The sequence below is a fragment of the Achromobacter sp. SD115 genome, from assembly GCF_017355315.1.
In the GTDB taxonomy this organism is placed as follows: Bacteria; Pseudomonadota; Gammaproteobacteria; order Burkholderiales; family Burkholderiaceae_B; genus Achromobacter; species Achromobacter xylosoxidans_B.
In genome coordinates, this window is sequence record NZ_JADIJM010000020.1 from 102219 (window position 1) to 117599 (window position 15381).

9 protein-coding genes are annotated in these 15381 nt (G+C 66.6%); 3 read left to right on the plus strand and 6 right to left on the minus strand.

What is annotated here, in order from left to right; genetic code table 11:
* The first annotated feature begins 100 nt into the window (after positions 1-100).
* The gene (locus IPU70_RS24590; protein ID WP_207471318.1) at positions 101-2719 is read left to right on the plus strand and encodes a TRAP transporter fused permease subunit; all 2619 of its coding nucleotides are present in this window, start codon (positions 101-103) and stop codon (positions 2717-2719) included.
* Here IPU70_RS24590 and IPU70_RS24595 read toward each other — a convergent pair whose 3' ends face one another.
* The 5 genes from IPU70_RS24595 to IPU70_RS24615 form a co-directional block, all read right to left on the minus strand.
* On the minus strand, positions 2720-3919 hold the full coding sequence (locus tag IPU70_RS24595; protein ID WP_207471321.1) for a DUF418 domain-containing protein: 1200 nt from the start codon (positions 3917-3919) through the stop codon (positions 2720-2722). It abuts the gene before it with no gap.
* The gene (locus IPU70_RS24600) at positions 3916-4539 is read right to left on the minus strand and encodes a TetR/AcrR family transcriptional regulator (RefSeq protein ID WP_207471323.1); all 624 of its coding nucleotides are present in this window, start codon (positions 4537-4539) and stop codon (positions 3916-3918) included. Before IPU70_RS24600 ends, IPU70_RS24595 begins: the two co-directional genes overlap by 4 nt.
* A gap of 114 nt (positions 4540-4653) precedes the next feature.
* Positions 4654-6990, minus strand: a complete 2337-nt coding sequence (gene parC, locus IPU70_RS24605; protein ID WP_207471325.1) for a DNA topoisomerase IV subunit A — start codon at positions 6988-6990, stop codon at positions 4654-4656.
* 35 nt (positions 6991-7025) lie between these two features.
* Positions 7026-7631, minus strand: a complete 606-nt coding sequence (locus IPU70_RS24610) for a YcxB family protein (protein ID WP_207471327.1) — start codon at positions 7629-7631, stop codon at positions 7026-7028.
* Positions 7631-9592: a DNA topoisomerase IV subunit B gene (locus tag IPU70_RS24615; protein WP_207471329.1), complete on the minus strand. Its 1962-nt coding sequence runs from the start codon at positions 9590-9592 to the stop codon at positions 7631-7633. Before IPU70_RS24615 ends, IPU70_RS24610 begins: the two co-directional genes overlap by 1 nt.
* Positions 9593-9918: 326 nt before the next feature.
* Between IPU70_RS24615 and trxA the strand changes: the two genes are divergently transcribed.
* Complete coding sequence (trxA, locus tag IPU70_RS24620; protein ID WP_006218534.1) at positions 9919-10245, plus strand: thioredoxin TrxA; 327 nt, start codon at positions 9919-9921, stop codon at positions 10243-10245.
* 117 nt (positions 10246-10362) lie between these two features.
* Positions 10363-11622, plus strand: coding sequence for a transcription termination factor Rho (gene rho, locus IPU70_RS24625; protein WP_006218533.1), 1260 nt, complete (start codon positions 10363-10365; stop codon positions 11620-11622).
* A gap of 115 nt (positions 11623-11737) precedes the next feature.
* On the opposite strand, the gene IPU70_RS24630 is transcribed toward rho, so the two are convergent.
* A complete protein-coding gene (locus tag IPU70_RS24630) occupies positions 11738-15364 on the minus strand; it encodes a YhdP family protein (protein WP_371819074.1) in 3627 nt (1208 codons plus the stop codon).
* Positions 15365-15381 lie beyond the last annotated feature (17 nt).

Here is a 15381-nt window from a genome sequence, read left to right on the forward strand (position 1 = left end):
AGCCCGGCGCGCAGGCTGCCGCCCCTTGCGCGGCGCAAGCGCGCAAGGACACAACGCGCGCCGCGCCGTCGGCGCGCGCCATGACACGCAGGGGAATTTCATGACTAAAGAGCCGCACACGCCGGCCCCGGACCTGGAACAGCTGGTCGCCGACGCCGACCGCGGAGGCCGCGATGCCGGCGGCCTGGCGGGCGCCACGCTGGCGGCGGGCGCGCTGATCTGGTCTTTCTTCCAGCTCTGGTACGCATCGCCGCTGCCGTTCACGCTGAGTTGGGGCATCTTCAACGATACCGAGGCGCGCGCCCTGCACCTGGGCATCGCCATGTTCCTGGGCTATCTGGCCTATCCCGCCAGCAAACGCTCGGCGCGCGACCGCATGCCCTGGTACGACTGGGCGCTGGCGCTGATGGCGGGCTTCTGCGGCAGCTATCTGTATCTCTTCTATAACGAGCTGGCGGGCCGCCCCGGCCAGCCCACGACCATGGACGTGGCCACTGCGGCGATCGGTCTGGCGCTGCTACTGGAAGTGACGCGCCGCGCCCTGGGTTTGCCCATGACGGTGCTGGGCCTGGTGTTCGTCGCCTACGCCCTGGCCGGCCCCTGGCTGCCCGACGTGCTGGCGCACCGCGGCGCTTCGCTGGAACGCCTGATGTCGCACATGTGGCTGACGACCGAAGGCGTGTATGGCGTGGCGCTGGGGGTGTCGGTGTCGTACATCTTCATCTTCGTGCTGCTGGGTTCCATGCTGGACAAATGCGGCGCCGGCAACTACATGATGCAGGTGTCGTTCGCGCTGCTGGGTCACCTGCGCGGCGGGCCGGCCAAGGTGGCCGTGGTGTCCTCGGCCGTCAACGGCCTGGTGTCGGCCTCGTCGGTGGCCAATGTGGTGACGGGCGGCATCTTCACGATTCCCCTCATGAAGAAGGCCGGCTACGGCGGCGTGCGCGCGGGAGCGATCGAGACCGCCTCGTCCGTCAACGGCCAGATCATGCCGCCCGTGATGGGCGCGGCGGCCTTCCTGATGATCGAATATGTCGGCATTCCCTATACCGACATCATCCGCCACGCGATCCTGCCGGCCGCGATCTCGTACATCGCGCTGTTCTACATCGTCCATCTGGAAGCCCTGAAACTGGGGATCCAGCCGATGATGGCCTCGGGCCCCGCCCGCACGCCGCTGCAGAAGCTGGCCGGATGGGGCATGGGCATCAGCGGCACCTTGCTGGTGATGGGCGCGACCTACTGGATAGGCACGGGCGTGCAGGCCGTGGCCGGCGCCGCGGCCATCTGGGTGCTGCTGGCCATCCTGGCTGCGCTCTATCTATGGCTGCTGCGCATCGCGGCGCGCCACCCCGATCTGCCGCAGGACATCGACATCAACCATCCAGTGCGTCCGCAGCCGTGGCCCACGGTGCGCGCCGGGCTCTACTTCCTGATCCCTATCGGCATCCTGGTCTGGTGCCTGAGCGTGGAAGAACTGTCGGCCGGCCTCTCCGCCTTCTGGGCTGCGATGGCGATGCTGTTCCAGATGGTGACGCAGCGTCCGCTGATCGCCTGGTTCCGCAAGCAGCCGGCGGCCCCGGCCTGGCGCCAGGGCTGGCGCGACGCCATTGGCGGGCTCGAGGACGGCGCCCGCAACATGATAGGCATCGCCATCGCCTGCGGCACCGCCGGGCTGATCGTCGGCGCCATCACGCTGACCGGCCTGGGCCTGCGCATGACGGCCTTCGTCGAACTGGTGTCGATGGGCAACGTGCTGCTGATGCTGATCTTCACGGCGGTGGTGTGCCTGATCCTGGGCCTGGGCATGCCGACCACGGCCAACTACATCCTGATGGCGACGCTGATGGCGCCCGTGGTGGTGGAACTGGGCGCGCAAAGCGGCCTGGTCATTCCGCTGATCGCCGTGCACATGTTCGTCTTCTATTACGGCATCATGGCCGACATCACCCCGCCCGTGGGGCTGGCCACGTTCGCGGCCGCCGCCATCTCGGGCGAGGACCCGATCAAGACCGGCATCCAGGGCGTGACCTACGCGGCGCGCACGGCCATCCTGCCGTTCATGTTCGTGTTCAACCCCATGCTGCTGCTGATCGACGTCACCTACGGCTGGGAGTTGGCCCTGGTGGTGACGGGCGCCACCATCGCCTCGCTGACTTTCGCCGCCGCCACCATGCGCTGGTTCCGCGTGCGCTGCACGCTGGCCGAAGTCGGCGTGCTGCTGCTGGTCACGTTCATGCTGTTCCGCCCGGACTGGTTCATGGACCATTTCGCGGCCCGCCATGAGAGCCGGCCCGCGTCCGAGATGCAGGCCATCGCGGGCGCGCTGCCCGACAATGGACGGTTGACGGTGGTGCTGCGCGGCATCAACCTGGAAGGCGACGAGCTGACCAAGACCGTCGCCGTCGCCCTGCCTGAATTGACCGACAACGCTGGCGGACAGGACGCCGGCCGCAAGCGCCTGGCCGAGGCGGGATTGACGCTGATGAGCCTGGGCGACCAGACGCAGATCGGCGGCGTGCGCTTCGGCAGCCGCGCCCAGCGCGCGGGCTGGGAACAAGGCTGGGACGTGGTGGAAGTGAAGGCGCCCAACCCGCAGCGCTGGTCGGACTTCTGGGTGTACGTGCCCGCGCTGCTGCTGTTGGCGGGCATGTGGACCCGCCAAGGCCGTCGGGACGGCGGCGCCGCCGTCGGCCGGCTGCGCGCCAAGCCGGTCTGATCAGTCCGCCCGCGCGCGCCGCCAGGCCGGCCATGCGCCGATGGTGAGCGCGCGCAGGAACCATTCCACCGGGCCGTAGGCGTGGCGTCGCAGCCACCATGCCGACAGCGGCAACTGCGCCGCGAAAATGGCCACGGCAATGCAGAATGCGGCCAGCGGCGAAACCGAGGCGAACAGCCGCAGGCCCCAGGCGGTGAACAGAATGGCGCAGACGACCGACTGCATCAAGTAGTTGCTCAGCGCCATCCGCCCGGCCGGCGCAAGCCAGCCCGCCAGCCGTGCGCCGGACGGGGTGCGCATCGCCAGCAGCAAGGCCGCGGCGTACGACATGCTGAGCAGCGGCGCGGTCAGCAGGTCGGCCGCCAGCCCCGGCAATTCCCAGGCCACGCCCGCCGATGGCAGCGCACTGAAGGCGTAGGCTGCGGACCCCGCCAGACCAGGCCCCAGGCCCAGCGCGCACAACAGCCACAGTGTCCGCGGCTGGCGCCAGGGGTCCGCCAGCGCATGCCGGCGGCCCAGCGCGTAGCCGGCCAGGAACATGGCAAACGCGAACGGCCCTTGCACGAACAGGACCGTGAACCACACTCCCCCAGTCAGCTCCTTCACATGCTGCGCGATGGTGCTGCCTATGGTGCCCCGGTACGCCTCGATCGCACCCAGCGCATCCGCGTAGTACTGCGCCGTGTACTCCGGCGGCACCGGATCGAGGTAGCTCAGCGCGCCCATGATGGCCCAAAGCGACGCCGTCAGCACGATGATCCACAGTGAAATGCGCAGCGCCCGCCTGGGCTCCATGCGCCGGCACAGCAGCAGGACCAACCCCAGCAACGCATAGGTAAGCAGGATGTCGCCCTGATAGAACAGCACGGCATGCGCCAAGCCCAGCAGCGCCAGGCCCGCCAGCCGCCGCAGGAAGCGCGGCGCGAAGGCCGCCTGGCTGCGCTCGGCGGCGCTCATCTGCAGGGTGAAGCTGTAGCCGAACAGGAACGAAAACAGCAGGTAGAACTTGGTCTCGAACAGCCAGGCGATCAACCAGCGCACGGCCAGATCCAGCGGTTGCGAGTAGCTGGGGTCCGGGACGCCCGCGCCGTAGAAGGGCGAAGAGAACACACCGATATTGACCACCAGGATGCCGAAGAGCGCGAAACCGCGCAGCGCATCGACCTGCTCCAGTCGCGCGTAGGTTGCCGGCGCGCTCATGCCTGCCTCCCTACGGCGGCGCCCGGCTCGGCATCGCCGGGCAGGCACCGCAACAAAGCCTGCTCGAGGAGGCGGCTGCCCGCCTCCGCGCCGAAATCGGGATCAACCACCGAACGGCTGTAGACACCGTCCAGCAGCAGCAACAACGTATCGGCCATCTCGGCTGCGGGCTGCGGCGGCGTGCGTTGCGCCCAAACCGTTTCCAGCAGCGCCACCAGGCCGGACTTGCGCGCCGCCTCGTTGTCCATCACCAGCGCATGGACGCGCGGGTTGCGCACGGCCTCGGCCAGGATTTCCATGCCCAGCCTGACGTAGGCCGGATCCTGATGCAGCGCCAACTGCGCGCCGACCCAGTCCGCCAGCGCCCGCCGCGCGTCCGGCGCGGCGCACGCTTCCCGCATGAGCTCGCGCGCCGATGCCGTGTCCGACGCGATCAGCGCTTCGACGATTTCGGCCTTGCTGCCGTAGTAATGGAACAGGTTGCCCGGGCTCATTCCGGCGCGGGCGCAGATCTGCGCCGTGGACGTCGAATGGAAGCCTTGCTCGGCAAAGCAGTCCGCCGCCGCGGCCAGTATCTGATTCCGTCGCTCCTGCTGCTTGATGGGGTCGATCTTGCGCATCTTTAATTAATAGACTGAATAGTCTATCTATTAAATACCGGGATCTCGCCGCGGGTCAACAGGCGAAAAAACGGCGGGCCGAAGCCCGCCGCATTCTTGCCTGCCCGCCGGGGCCTAGCCCAGCACCGGCGACAGCACCGGCTGCTTCGGCCGCACGTCCAGGGCCCGGCCCTTGCGCGCGCGCTTGCCGATGTACGGCGCCAGCGCATCGCCCACCAGGATGTCCTCGGTGTGCTTGTTGCGGTAGATGCCGGCAGCGCGCAGGCCGCCCGCGCCGATAGGCACGGTCTGGTCCAGCTTGTCGGTCCCGTCCAGCCCCATCAGGATGGTGCCGCGGCCGCCGCCGGACAAGGTCTTGACCTCGTCCAGGCCGAAGACCAGGAACTTGCCCTTGTGCGAGAGCAGCGCCAATTGCTTGGCGCCGGCGAACAGCGGCACCGGGCGCAAGAGTTCGTCGCCCTCTTCCAGGGTGATGAACTGCTTGCCGGCGCGCTGGCGGCTGACCATGTCGGACAGCTTGGCGGCAAAGCCGTAGCCGCCGCGCGTGGCCAGCAGCCAGCGGCTGTCGGGCGCGGCCGCGATCGTGTGGACGATGCGCGTGCCGCTGCCCAGGTCGATCATGGTGGTGACGGGTTGGCCGTCGCCGCGGGCCGAAGGCAGGCCGCCGACCGGCACCGAATAGACGCGCCCGTTGTCGCCCACGGCGATCAGCGTATCGGTGGTGCGGCACTCGAAGGCGCCGTACATATCGTCGCCCTGCTTGAAGCCGAATTGCGAGGCGTCGTGGCCATGGCCCTGGCGGGCGCGCAGCCAGCCCTTTTGCGACACGATCACGGTGACGGGTTCGTCCAGCACCTTGGTTTCGAGCACGGCGCGCTCGGCGGTCTCGATCAGCGTACGGCGATCATCGCCGTATTGCTTGGCGTCGGCCTCGATTTCCTTGATCAGCAGGCGCTTGAGCGAGGCGGGATTGTCCAGCAGTTCCTGCAGGCGCACCTGGTCCTCGCGCTTGTCCGCCAGTTCCTGTTCGATCTTGAACCCTTCCAGGCGGGCCAGCTGGCGCAGGCGCATTTCCAGGATGTCCTCGGCCTGCCGTTCGGACAGCTTGAAGCGTTCCATCAGCGCGGCGCGCGGTTCGTCGGATTCGCGGATCGTCTGGATCACTTCGTCCACGTTCAGGTAGACGACCATGCGGCCTTCCAGCACGTGGATGCGGTCGATGACCTTGTCCAGGCGGTAGCGCGTGCGACGCACCACGGTGTTGGTGCGGAACGCAATCCATTCGACCAGGATGTCGCGCAGACCCTTCTGGCGCGGCCGGCCGTCGGTGCCGATGCACACCAGGTTGATGGACGAGCTGCTTTCCATGCTGGTCTGCGCCAGCAGGGTGTTGACGAATTCGTCGCGGTCCACGCGCGAGGTCTTGGGTTCGAAGACCAGGCGCACGGCGGCGTCCTTGCCGGATTCGTCGCGCACCGCGTCCAGCAGGTTCAACATCACGGCCTTGGCCTGGGTCTGCTCGGGCGTCAGGCTCTTCTTGCCGGTCTTGACCTTGGGGTTGGTGATTTCCTCGATCTCTTCCAGCACCTTCTGGCCCGAGGTGCCGGGCGGCAGTTCGGTAACCACCAGCTGCCACTGGCCGCGCGCCATTTCCTCGAACTGCCAGCGGGCGCGCACCTTGAGCGAGCCGCGGCCACCCGCGTAGATCTGGGCGATGTCCTCGGCCGGCGTAATGATCTGCCCGCCGCCCGCGAAGTCCGGGCCCGGGATCAAGGCGTGCAGCTCGGCGTCCGGCAATTGCGGATGCTTGATGAGCGCCACGCAGGCCTGCGCCACTTCGCGCAGGTTGTGCGGCGGAATCTCGGTGGCCATGCCGACCGCGATGCCCGAGGCGCCGTTGAGCAGCATCACGGGCAGGCGCGCCGGCAGCATCTGCGGCTCTTGCTGGCTGCCGTCGTAGTTCGGCACGAAGTCCACCGTGCCTTCGTCCAGCTCGTCCAGCAGCAGCTTGGCGATGGGCGTCAGGCGGGCTTCGGTGTATCGCATGGCGGCGGCGTTGTCGCCGTCGCGCGATCCGAAGTTGCCCTGGCCGTCGATCAGCGGATAGCGCAGCGAGAAATCCTGCGCCATGCGCACCATGGCGTCATAGGCGGCCTGGTCGCCGTGCGGATGGTATTTGCCCAGCACGTCGCCCACGACGCGCGCGGACTTCACGGGCTTGGCGCCAGCGGCCAGCCCCATCGCCTGCATGGCGTACAGGATGCGGCGCTGCACGGGCTTCTGCCCGTCGCCCACGTCAGGCAGGGCGCGGCCGCGCACCACCGAAACGGCGTAGTCCAGATAGGCCTGCTCCGCGTAGCGCGCCAGGGTGATGGCGGCGTCGCCGTCACCGTCGCCATCGCCGCCGGGTGGGTTGGAGTCGAACAAGCCGGGTTGATTGCTGTCGGTCATGATGTATTCAGGTAGACAATTTCATCGAAACGGCGTCAAAGCGCCTGTGCGGACGACATCAGTTGCGCATCGGCGACATGCGCGCGCAACTGGGTCCGCACCGCATCCAGCGTGGCGGCGTCCTGCCCGCGCTTGGGGATGATCACGCCTTGCAAGGTGCCGAGAATGACATAGAGGTGTTGCGGCGTTTCCTCGACCCGCCGCACATCGGACCAGTCCATGCGCCCGGAAGCGGTGGCGGTGGTGTCCGTGATGCCGTCAGGGCCGAAATCGAGCTGATGGCGGCCGAGGAACAGCTCGTCGGGTTGCCGTTTCAGCATGCGACGCGTGTTCATCCTGACCAGCGCCGGCAGGACGTACTCGTAGGCCAGAGCCAGGAGCGCGAGGATGCCCAGGCCCACCGCCAGCCCCTGGAAGTACACGGGCAGGATCCGCCCCCAGTTCGGCATATTGCCGTCCCAGGTCTGCCAGATCAGGTAGACAAGCAAAGCAACGATCATCAAGACCGCGAAACGCAGATGCGACCGGTAACGACGGCGGCGCAACTCCGGCCGCTTGTACACGTAAGCGGCGAAGTCGGCGTAGTCGTCAGCCGTCATCTGGACGTCCATGCGGGCGGCGCCAGGCGCGGAGGCGGCCATCAAATGTCCAGCTCCGCCAGATTGCCCTTCTCTTCGATCCAGGCGCGGCGCTGGGAGGACTCGCCCTTGCCCATCAGCATGTCGAACATACGGGTGGTGTCTTCGGGCGTCAGGTCGCCATAGCCCACGGGCAGCAGGCGGCGCGTGTCCGGGTTCATGGTGGTTTCCCACAGCTGCTCGGGGTTCATTTCGCCCAGGCCCTTGAAGCGGCTGACCGCCCAGGCGCCTTCACGCACGCCTTCCTTGCGCAGCTTGTCCTGCGCGGCCTCGAGTTCGCCTTCGTCCAGGCAATAGATCTTGCGCGCCGGACGCTTGCCCTGCGCCGGCACGTCCAGGCGGAACAGGGGCGGCTTGGCCACGAACACGTTGCCGGCTTCGACCAGCTTGGGGAAGTGTTTGTAGAACAGCGTCAGCAGCAGCACCTGGATGTGCGAACCGTCGACGTCAGCGTCCGACAGGATGCAGATGCGGCCGTAGCGCAGGCCCGACAGGTCCGGTGTATCGCCGGGGCCGTGGGGGTCCACGCCGATGGCGACGGAAATGTCATGGATTTCGTTATTGGCGAAGAGCCGGTCGCGGTCCACTTCCCAGGAATTGAGCACCTTGCCGCGCAGCGGCAGGATGGCCTGGAATTCCTTGTCGCGGCCCATCTTGGCCGAACCGCCGGCGGAGTCGCCCTCGACCAGGAAGACTTCGGTGCGGGTCGCGTCGCTGGATTCGCAATCGGTCAGCTTGCCCGGCAGCACCGCCACGCCCGAACTCTTGCGCTTCTCCACCTTCTGGGCCGAGCGCTGGCGCGCCTGGGCCTGGCGAATGGCCAGTTCGGCCAGCTTCTTGCCGTACTCGACGTTGCTGTGCAGCCACAAATCCAGCGCGCTCTTGGAAAAGCCGCCGACCAGGCGCACGGCGTCGCGGCTGTTCAGGCGTTCCTTGATCTGCCCCTGGAACTGCGGGTCCAGCACCTTGGCCGACAGCACGAAACTGGCGCGTGCGAACACGTCTTCGGGCAGCAGCTTGACGCCCTTGGGCAGCAAGCTGTGCAGTTCGGCGAAACCCTTGACCGCGCCGAACAGGCCTTCGCGCAGGCCCGACTCATGGGTCCCGCCGGCGGGCGTGGGAATCAGGTTCACGTAGGACTCGCGCACGGCGTTGCCGTCCTCGGTCCAGGCCACCACCCACTGGGCGCCCTCGCCTTCGGCGAAGTTCTCGTGGTCGGCGCCGGCGTACTGCTCGCCTTCGAAGAACGGCACCATCAGCTCCGCCCCGGCCAGCGCCTCGGACAGGTAGCCGCGCAGGCCGTCCTGGTACTGCCAGGTCTTGGTGTCGCCGGTCTTCTCATTGACCAGGGATACCTTGACCCCCGGCAGCAGCACGGCCTTGCTGCGCAACAGGTGCGTCAGCTCGCCCAGCGGAATGTTGGGGCTGTCGAAATACTTGGCGTCCGGCCAGACGCGCACGCGGGTGCCGGACTTCTTGCGGCCGCCCTGGTCGTAGGGCGCCAGGGGCTCGGCCACATCGCCGCCCTTGAAGACCAGGCGATTAACAGCGCCGTCGCGCCACACTACCACTTCCAGGCGCGTGGCCAGGGCGTTGGTAACCGACACGCCGACGCCGTGCAGGCCGCCGGAGAAGGCATAGGCGCCGCCGCCCGCCTTGTCGAACTTGCCGCCGGCGTGCAGGCGCGTGAACACCAGCTCCACCACGGGAGCGTGCTCTTCGGGATGCAGGCCGACGGGAATGCCGCGCCCGTCGTCCTCGACGGAAACGCTGCCGTCGATATGCAGCGTGACCTGGATCTGCTTGCCGTAGCCGGCCAAGGCCTCGTCTGCGGCGTTATCAATGACCTCCTGCACGACGTGCAGGGGGTTTTCGGTTCGGGTGTACATGCCCGGGCGCTGGCGCACGGGCTCCAGTCCCTTCAGGACGCGAATGGACGCCTCGGTGTAACGTGGAGTGGCCAAGTTATCCCCAACATCTGTGGAAAAAAACCGACATTTTACGGATAAGCCTAGATTCTGCGCGGCTCCCAGTGGGATGAGCACGACCTGAGCAGCTCCGAATTCGGTAGGATGATGACAGTCACAGCCAGCGCATCGGGGCCACACGGCCCGGATCGCGACAACTGCGCCGCAACATCCTACACAAATCCAGCAACTCCTGTTGTTATTAACAGTGGTATGCCTGTTGTTATTGACAGTGGTATGCTTGAGTCCATCCACAAACAAGAACAACGGCGAGGCGCGTCCCTTTTTACGCGCCTTTTGCTGCCGAACCGAGAATCACCATCATGAGCGACCAAATCAAGAACGTCAGTGACGCCAGCTTCGATGCCGATGTGTTGAAATCCGGCCAGCCGGTGCTGGTGGACTACTGGGCTGCCTGGTGTGGCCCCTGCAAGATGATTGCCCCGATCCTGGAAGAAGTCGCCACGGAATACGCCGGTCGCCTGACGATCGCCAAGCTGAACGTCGACGAAAACCAGGGTACCGCCACCAAGTACGGCATCCGCGGCATTCCTACCCTTATGCTCTTTAAAGACGGCCAAGCCGCCGCCACCAAAGTTGGCGCGCTGTCGAAGTCGCAACTGACCGCATTCCTGGACGGCGCGCTGTAAGCCGCGTGCCGTGAACGAAAGCGCCGCCCTCGGGGCGGCGCTCACTCAATACCGCGTGTGCCCGTCCGTGGCGCGCCGCCAGAACTCTCCTTCACTCTCCCCCAAAATCCCACCGCGATGCACCTCAACGAACTGAAGGCGCTGCACGTCTCGCAGCTGCTGGAAATGGCCGCCGGCCTGGAAATCGAGAACGCCAACCGCCTGCGCAAGCAGGAATTGATGTTCGCCATCATGAAACGGCGCGCCAAGCAAGGCGAGCAGATCTTCGGCGACGGCGTCCTCGAAGTCCTGCCGGACGGCTTCGGCTTCCTGCGCTCGCCCGAGACTTCGTATCTGGCCAGCACGGACGACATCTACATCTCGCCCTCGCAGATCCGCCGCTTCAACCTGCACACCGGAGACTCGATCGAAGGCGAAGTGCGCACGCCCAAGGATGGCGAGCGCTATTTCGCCCTGGTCAAGGTCGACAAGGTCAACGGCGTGGCGCCTGAAGCGATCAAGCATCGCATCATGTTCGAAAACCTGACGCCGCTGCATCCGAACCGGACCATGCGCCTGGAACGCGACATCAAGAGCGAGGAAAACCTCACGGGCCGCATTCTTGACGTCTTCGCTCCCATCGGCATGGGCCAGCGCGGCCTGATCGTCGCCAGCCCCAAGTCCGGCAAGACGGTGATGATGCAGCACATCGCGCACGCCATCACCACCAACTACCCCGACGCGGTCATGATCGTCCTGCTGGTGGACGAACGCCCCGAGGAAGTGACCGAAATGCAGCGCACGGTGCGCGGCGAAGTGGTGGCCTCGACCTTCGACGAACCCGCCACCCGCCACGTGCAGGTCGCGGAAATGGTCATCGAAAAGGCCAAGCGCCTGGTCGAAATGAAGAAGGACGTCGTGATCCTGCTGGACTCGATCACCCGTCTGGCCCGCGCCTACAACACCGTGGTGCCGGCCTCCGGCAAGGTGCTGACCGGCGGCGTGGACGCCAACGCCCTGCAACGCCCCAAGCGCTTCTTCGGCGCCGCCCGCAACCTGGAAGAAGGCGGTTCGCTGACCATCCTGGGCACGGCGCTGATCGAAACCGGCAGCCGCATGGATGAAGTCATCTATGAAGAATTCAAGGGCACCGGCAACTCCGAAGTCCACCTCGAGCGCCGCCTGGCTGAAAAGCGCGTCTACCCGTCGATCAACCTGAACAAGTCCGGCACGCGCCGCGAAGAGCTGCTGATCGCGCCGGACCTGCTGCAGAAGGTCTGGGTGCTGCGCAAGTTCATCCACGACATGGACGAAGTCCAGTCCATGGAGTTCATCCTGGACAAGATGCGCGCCACCAAGACCAACGCCGAATTCTTCGACATGATGAAGAAGAAGTAAACGGCGCTGCGGTCCATGGCGCCTGCGCCGCGGACCCGCCCATGAAAAACGCCCTGGAGCGCGCTTGCGCCCAGGGCGTTTTTCATGGGGCCGACCCGGCCGCTGCCTGCGCGGCTCAATTGCCCATGAACTCCTCCAGCGTGCCGGGCTGCGGAGCGGGACGCGGGGTGTGCTTGGCGCCCGTCGGCTTGCCCGACGCGTCTATCGGCTCGATCTTGGGATCGTCCCAACTGCCGGTGACGGCGTATTCCATGGTCATGGCCCGCGCCAGCGGCTGCTTCAGCAGCCACTGCGTCACGAACGCGCCCAGTCCGATCAGCGGATTGACCGCCAACGCCGTCACCATGGCCGCACCGCTGGCGTCCAGGTTCGGAATCACCACGGCCTTCATGTCCCAGCGTTCGCGGATGATGTTGACACCGCCCGCCAGCACGATCGCCGCCACCGGGCCGTTGATCTTGTAACCCTCGGTCGAGGCCGTGCCGTCGGCCAGCTTAACCTTGCCCCGGATGGTGTCGAAGGGGAAACCGTCGCGCAGCAGATTGGTGGGGTTCACGTCCAAGCGCGCCAGGCGCTGCAGCGATTGCAGGGACAGCAGCTCCAGCAGGCGCGCGGTGCGCGAGTTCACGTGCATGAAGCGGCCCTTGTCCAGGCTGACGTCGACCTCGCCGGTCAGATCCTCGATCTTGTGGGTCCACGGCAGATTGCGCCAGGTAGCCTTGCCCAGCATCGTGCCCTTGCCGCCCGACACCACCTTCTCGAAACCGATGCGGTCGAGGAACTTGCCCACGTCTTCGAACTTGACCGAGGCGTCCACGGTCAGGCCGCGGCTCTGGCCTTCCAGGCCCCAATTGCCGGTGGCGTTGAGCGAGGCCGCGTCGTTGACGATGGACAGCTTGTCCAGGCGCCACTGGCGGCCGCGCTCAAGATTCGTGCCCTGCACCTGGAGTTCGCCCACATTCTTGCCGTACAGCAGGAACTCCTTGGCTTGCAGATCGATCGCCGGGATGTCGGACAGGTCGTTGCCAGAGGACAACGCCTCGTCGGCCTGGTTGGTGTCGCCCTCGCCGCCCAGCGACAGGTGCTTCAGGCGGGCGGTGATCTGGCCGGCGATGGCGCCGGAAGCCTCGCGCCATTCCAGTGAACCCGTGGCCTGCTTGGATTGCAGGTCCACGCGCCACTGCGCCGGCCCCGGCCGGGTCGCGTACAGCGTCAGGTCGTTCAGGATAAAGCCGCCCGTGCGCAGGACACCGGCCGCGAGGCTGATGCGCTCGGCCGCGGGCAGCATGGGTTTGGCTGCGGCTGCGGCCTTGCCCTTGCCGGCAGGCGCGCTGAAACCATCGGAGACCTTTTCCCAGGCGTCCATGTCCAGTTCTGGCAGACTGGCGTTCAGACTGAAGCCGCGCTCCGGCAAGCTTGCCGGACGGTTGATGCCCAGCGCGCCGCGCGCGAAATAGGATGGCGCCCCCTCTGACGGCGCCCGTTCGAACAGGGCGTTGACGGCATCGCCCAGGCTGGCGGTAAGCCAGCGCCGGTTCTGCGCCCCGCGGTCCTGCGCGGGCGACCATTGCACCTTCAGCAACTGGGAAGCCTGGGCCGGCTTGCCCACCGGAGCGGGCATATCGATGGCCATGCCCACCAGGTCGGACTCGACGGAAATGTCCACCGCGCCGCCGCGCTGATAGCCCACCTTGCCTTTGTAGGCGGCCTTGCCCGAAAAGCGCGACATGGACGGCGTGTTGCTCAACTGGGTCAGCGCCAGCCCGGCCAGCGTGCCCTCAAAGCGCAGCGCGTCCGTGCTCTGGGCCAGGCGCCCGTAGATCCGCGCCGGGCCGCCCAGGAATTGCGCCCGCAGTTCCTTGGCTTCCACGCCCTTCTCCGAAAACGCCAGGTCGCCGTGCATCTGGCTGAGCAGGGGCATTTCGGGCATGAAGGTGAACGTGTTGCCCGCGAACAGGATGTTGCCCTGGACCTGGGTATCGTCCGTGTTCAGCAAGGGCACCTTGAGCTTGAGTCCCACCCGCCAGTCGCCGGTTCCGCGCGCCTCGTCCAGGGCGCCGTCCAGCAACCCGCCCAAGGGCGAGTTGGCCGCCAGCGCCAGATAGGCCGGCACGGTGCCGGAAGTCTCGCCGGTCAGCAGCAGTTCGGAGTTCTCTTCCATGTTGGGAATGGTGGCGGACACCGCTCCCAGCGTTACGGTCTGCCCGGGCCCCGTATGTGCGATCGCGCCGCCCGCGCTGTCCAGCGCCAGGCTGACCTTGTCGATACGGAAGTTGCCGGACAGGTTCTCCAGCATCGGCCAACCCTTGCGGCGCTCCCGCGCCGGCGCGTAATCGACCTTGGCCCCGCTGAACGCGCCGGCAATCACGAATTCGCCCTGGGATGCCGGATTGGCATAGGGAAAGTCATCGAGATCGCCCTTGAGCGTGATGAATGCGGACTGCATTTCGCCGGCTGGCAAGCCGATGGCCAGCCACTCGCGGGCGTCGGCGTTGACCTCCAAGGGCAGGTAGCGATGGATGGCGGACATGGAGCCGCGCGCCATCACGCCGCGCATGTCGACGCTACCCGCCGCGGTCTTGCCCTCGCGCCGCCATTGCCCTTGCAAGCGCAGGTCGATGTCATCGTTGACCAGTTGCAGCTGGCCGACGTCCACGAACCAGTGCTCGGCGTCCGGTCCCTTCACGCTGGCGTCCAGCGCCACTTCACGCGCCGCCAGCGTGGGCTGCTCGAAGATACCCGGCAAGTGCACGCCCAGTTGCTCGGCCTTGCCGCTGACCGACACCGCGGGAGCCCCGGGGCTGCGCGCCAGGGGCACGCCGTCCAATTGAATGAAGTCGCCCGGCAAGCCCTGGATACGGACCTGGGCGTAACCAGCCTTGAAGCCAGAAGCTTGCGCGCCTTGCGGGGTCGCCGTCCATTGCAGGCCGCGCGTCGCGACATCCGCGGTCAGATCGGTGAATTTCCCGCGTTCCAGCTGCAACCATGCACGGCCACTCAGGCGGCCCGCCACTGCCGGAACCTCGAACCACGGCTGCCATGCCAGCGGCTCCACATCGTCCAGCTGAGCATATAGCTGACCACCCCAGTTGCCTGGATTGGCCGCGTTCACGGTGAACAGGCTACGGTTGAATTCGCCGCGCAGCTCGACGTTGCTCGCCAGCGCGCCCCCCGCCGCGGCCTTGAGCACGAAGCGGTGCGACAGGCTGCCGTTGCGCGCCAGTAAATCGACGCTGGTAAGCGTCAACTCCGGCGCTCCGCGCAATTCGTCCTGCCAGCGTATGGTGGCATCGCGGATCCGCAGCTCGCGCTGCGCGCCCAGCCAGCGCAGGGCAGGATGGTCCAAGTCTGAACGCTGGTCGCTGGCATTCAAGTCGATGTCCTGGCCCGCCACCCATAAGTGATTGGCCGGATCGCGCCGCAGGGTGAGCTCAGGCCGTTCGACCTGCAGCCGCAACAGCTTGGGCGACAAAGTCAAAATGCTGCGCCAGGCGAGCACCGCCGACACCGAAGGCAAGGACAGCACGGGATCGACCTCGTCGTCGTAGACTTGGACGGAGGTGAGATCGAGCTTGGGATTCAGGCCATGCCAGTTCGCCTGGATGGAGCCGATGGTCACGCGGGAGCCCAGCGCCTGGCTGGCGTAGGCTTCGATCTGGGGACGCCATTGGTCCACGCGCGGCAGGACCCAATAGCGGACGCCCAGCAGTCCGAGGGCCACGACGCCATAGATGGTCAGCACGGCCCAGAAAACCCAGC

What these genes read in the sequence shown, in the direction of transcription:
- IPU70_RS24590 (WP_207471318.1), top strand. Translation starts at nt 101, where the DNA reads ATGACTAAAGAGCCGCACACGCCGGCCCCGGACCTGGAACAGCTGGTC.
- IPU70_RS24595 (WP_207471321.1), bottom strand. Translation starts at nt 3,919, where the DNA reads ATGAGCGCGCCGGCAACCTACGCGCGACTGGAGCAGGTCGATGCGCTG.
- IPU70_RS24600 (WP_207471323.1), bottom strand. Translation starts at nt 4,539, where the DNA reads ATGCGCAAGATCGACCCCATCAAGCAGCAGGAGCGACGGAATCAGATA.
- parC (WP_207471325.1), bottom strand. Translation starts at nt 6,990, where the DNA reads ATGACCGACAGCAATCAACCCGGCTTGTTCGACTCCAACCCACCCGGC.
- IPU70_RS24610 (WP_207471327.1), bottom strand. Translation starts at nt 7,631, where the DNA reads ATGGCCGCCTCCGCGCCTGGCGCCGCCCGCATGGACGTCCAGATGACG.
- trxA (WP_006218534.1), top strand. Translation starts at nt 9,919, where the DNA reads ATGAGCGACCAAATCAAGAACGTCAGTGACGCCAGCTTCGATGCCGAT.
- rho (WP_006218533.1), top strand. Translation starts at nt 10,363, where the DNA reads ATGCACCTCAACGAACTGAAGGCGCTGCACGTCTCGCAGCTGCTGGAA.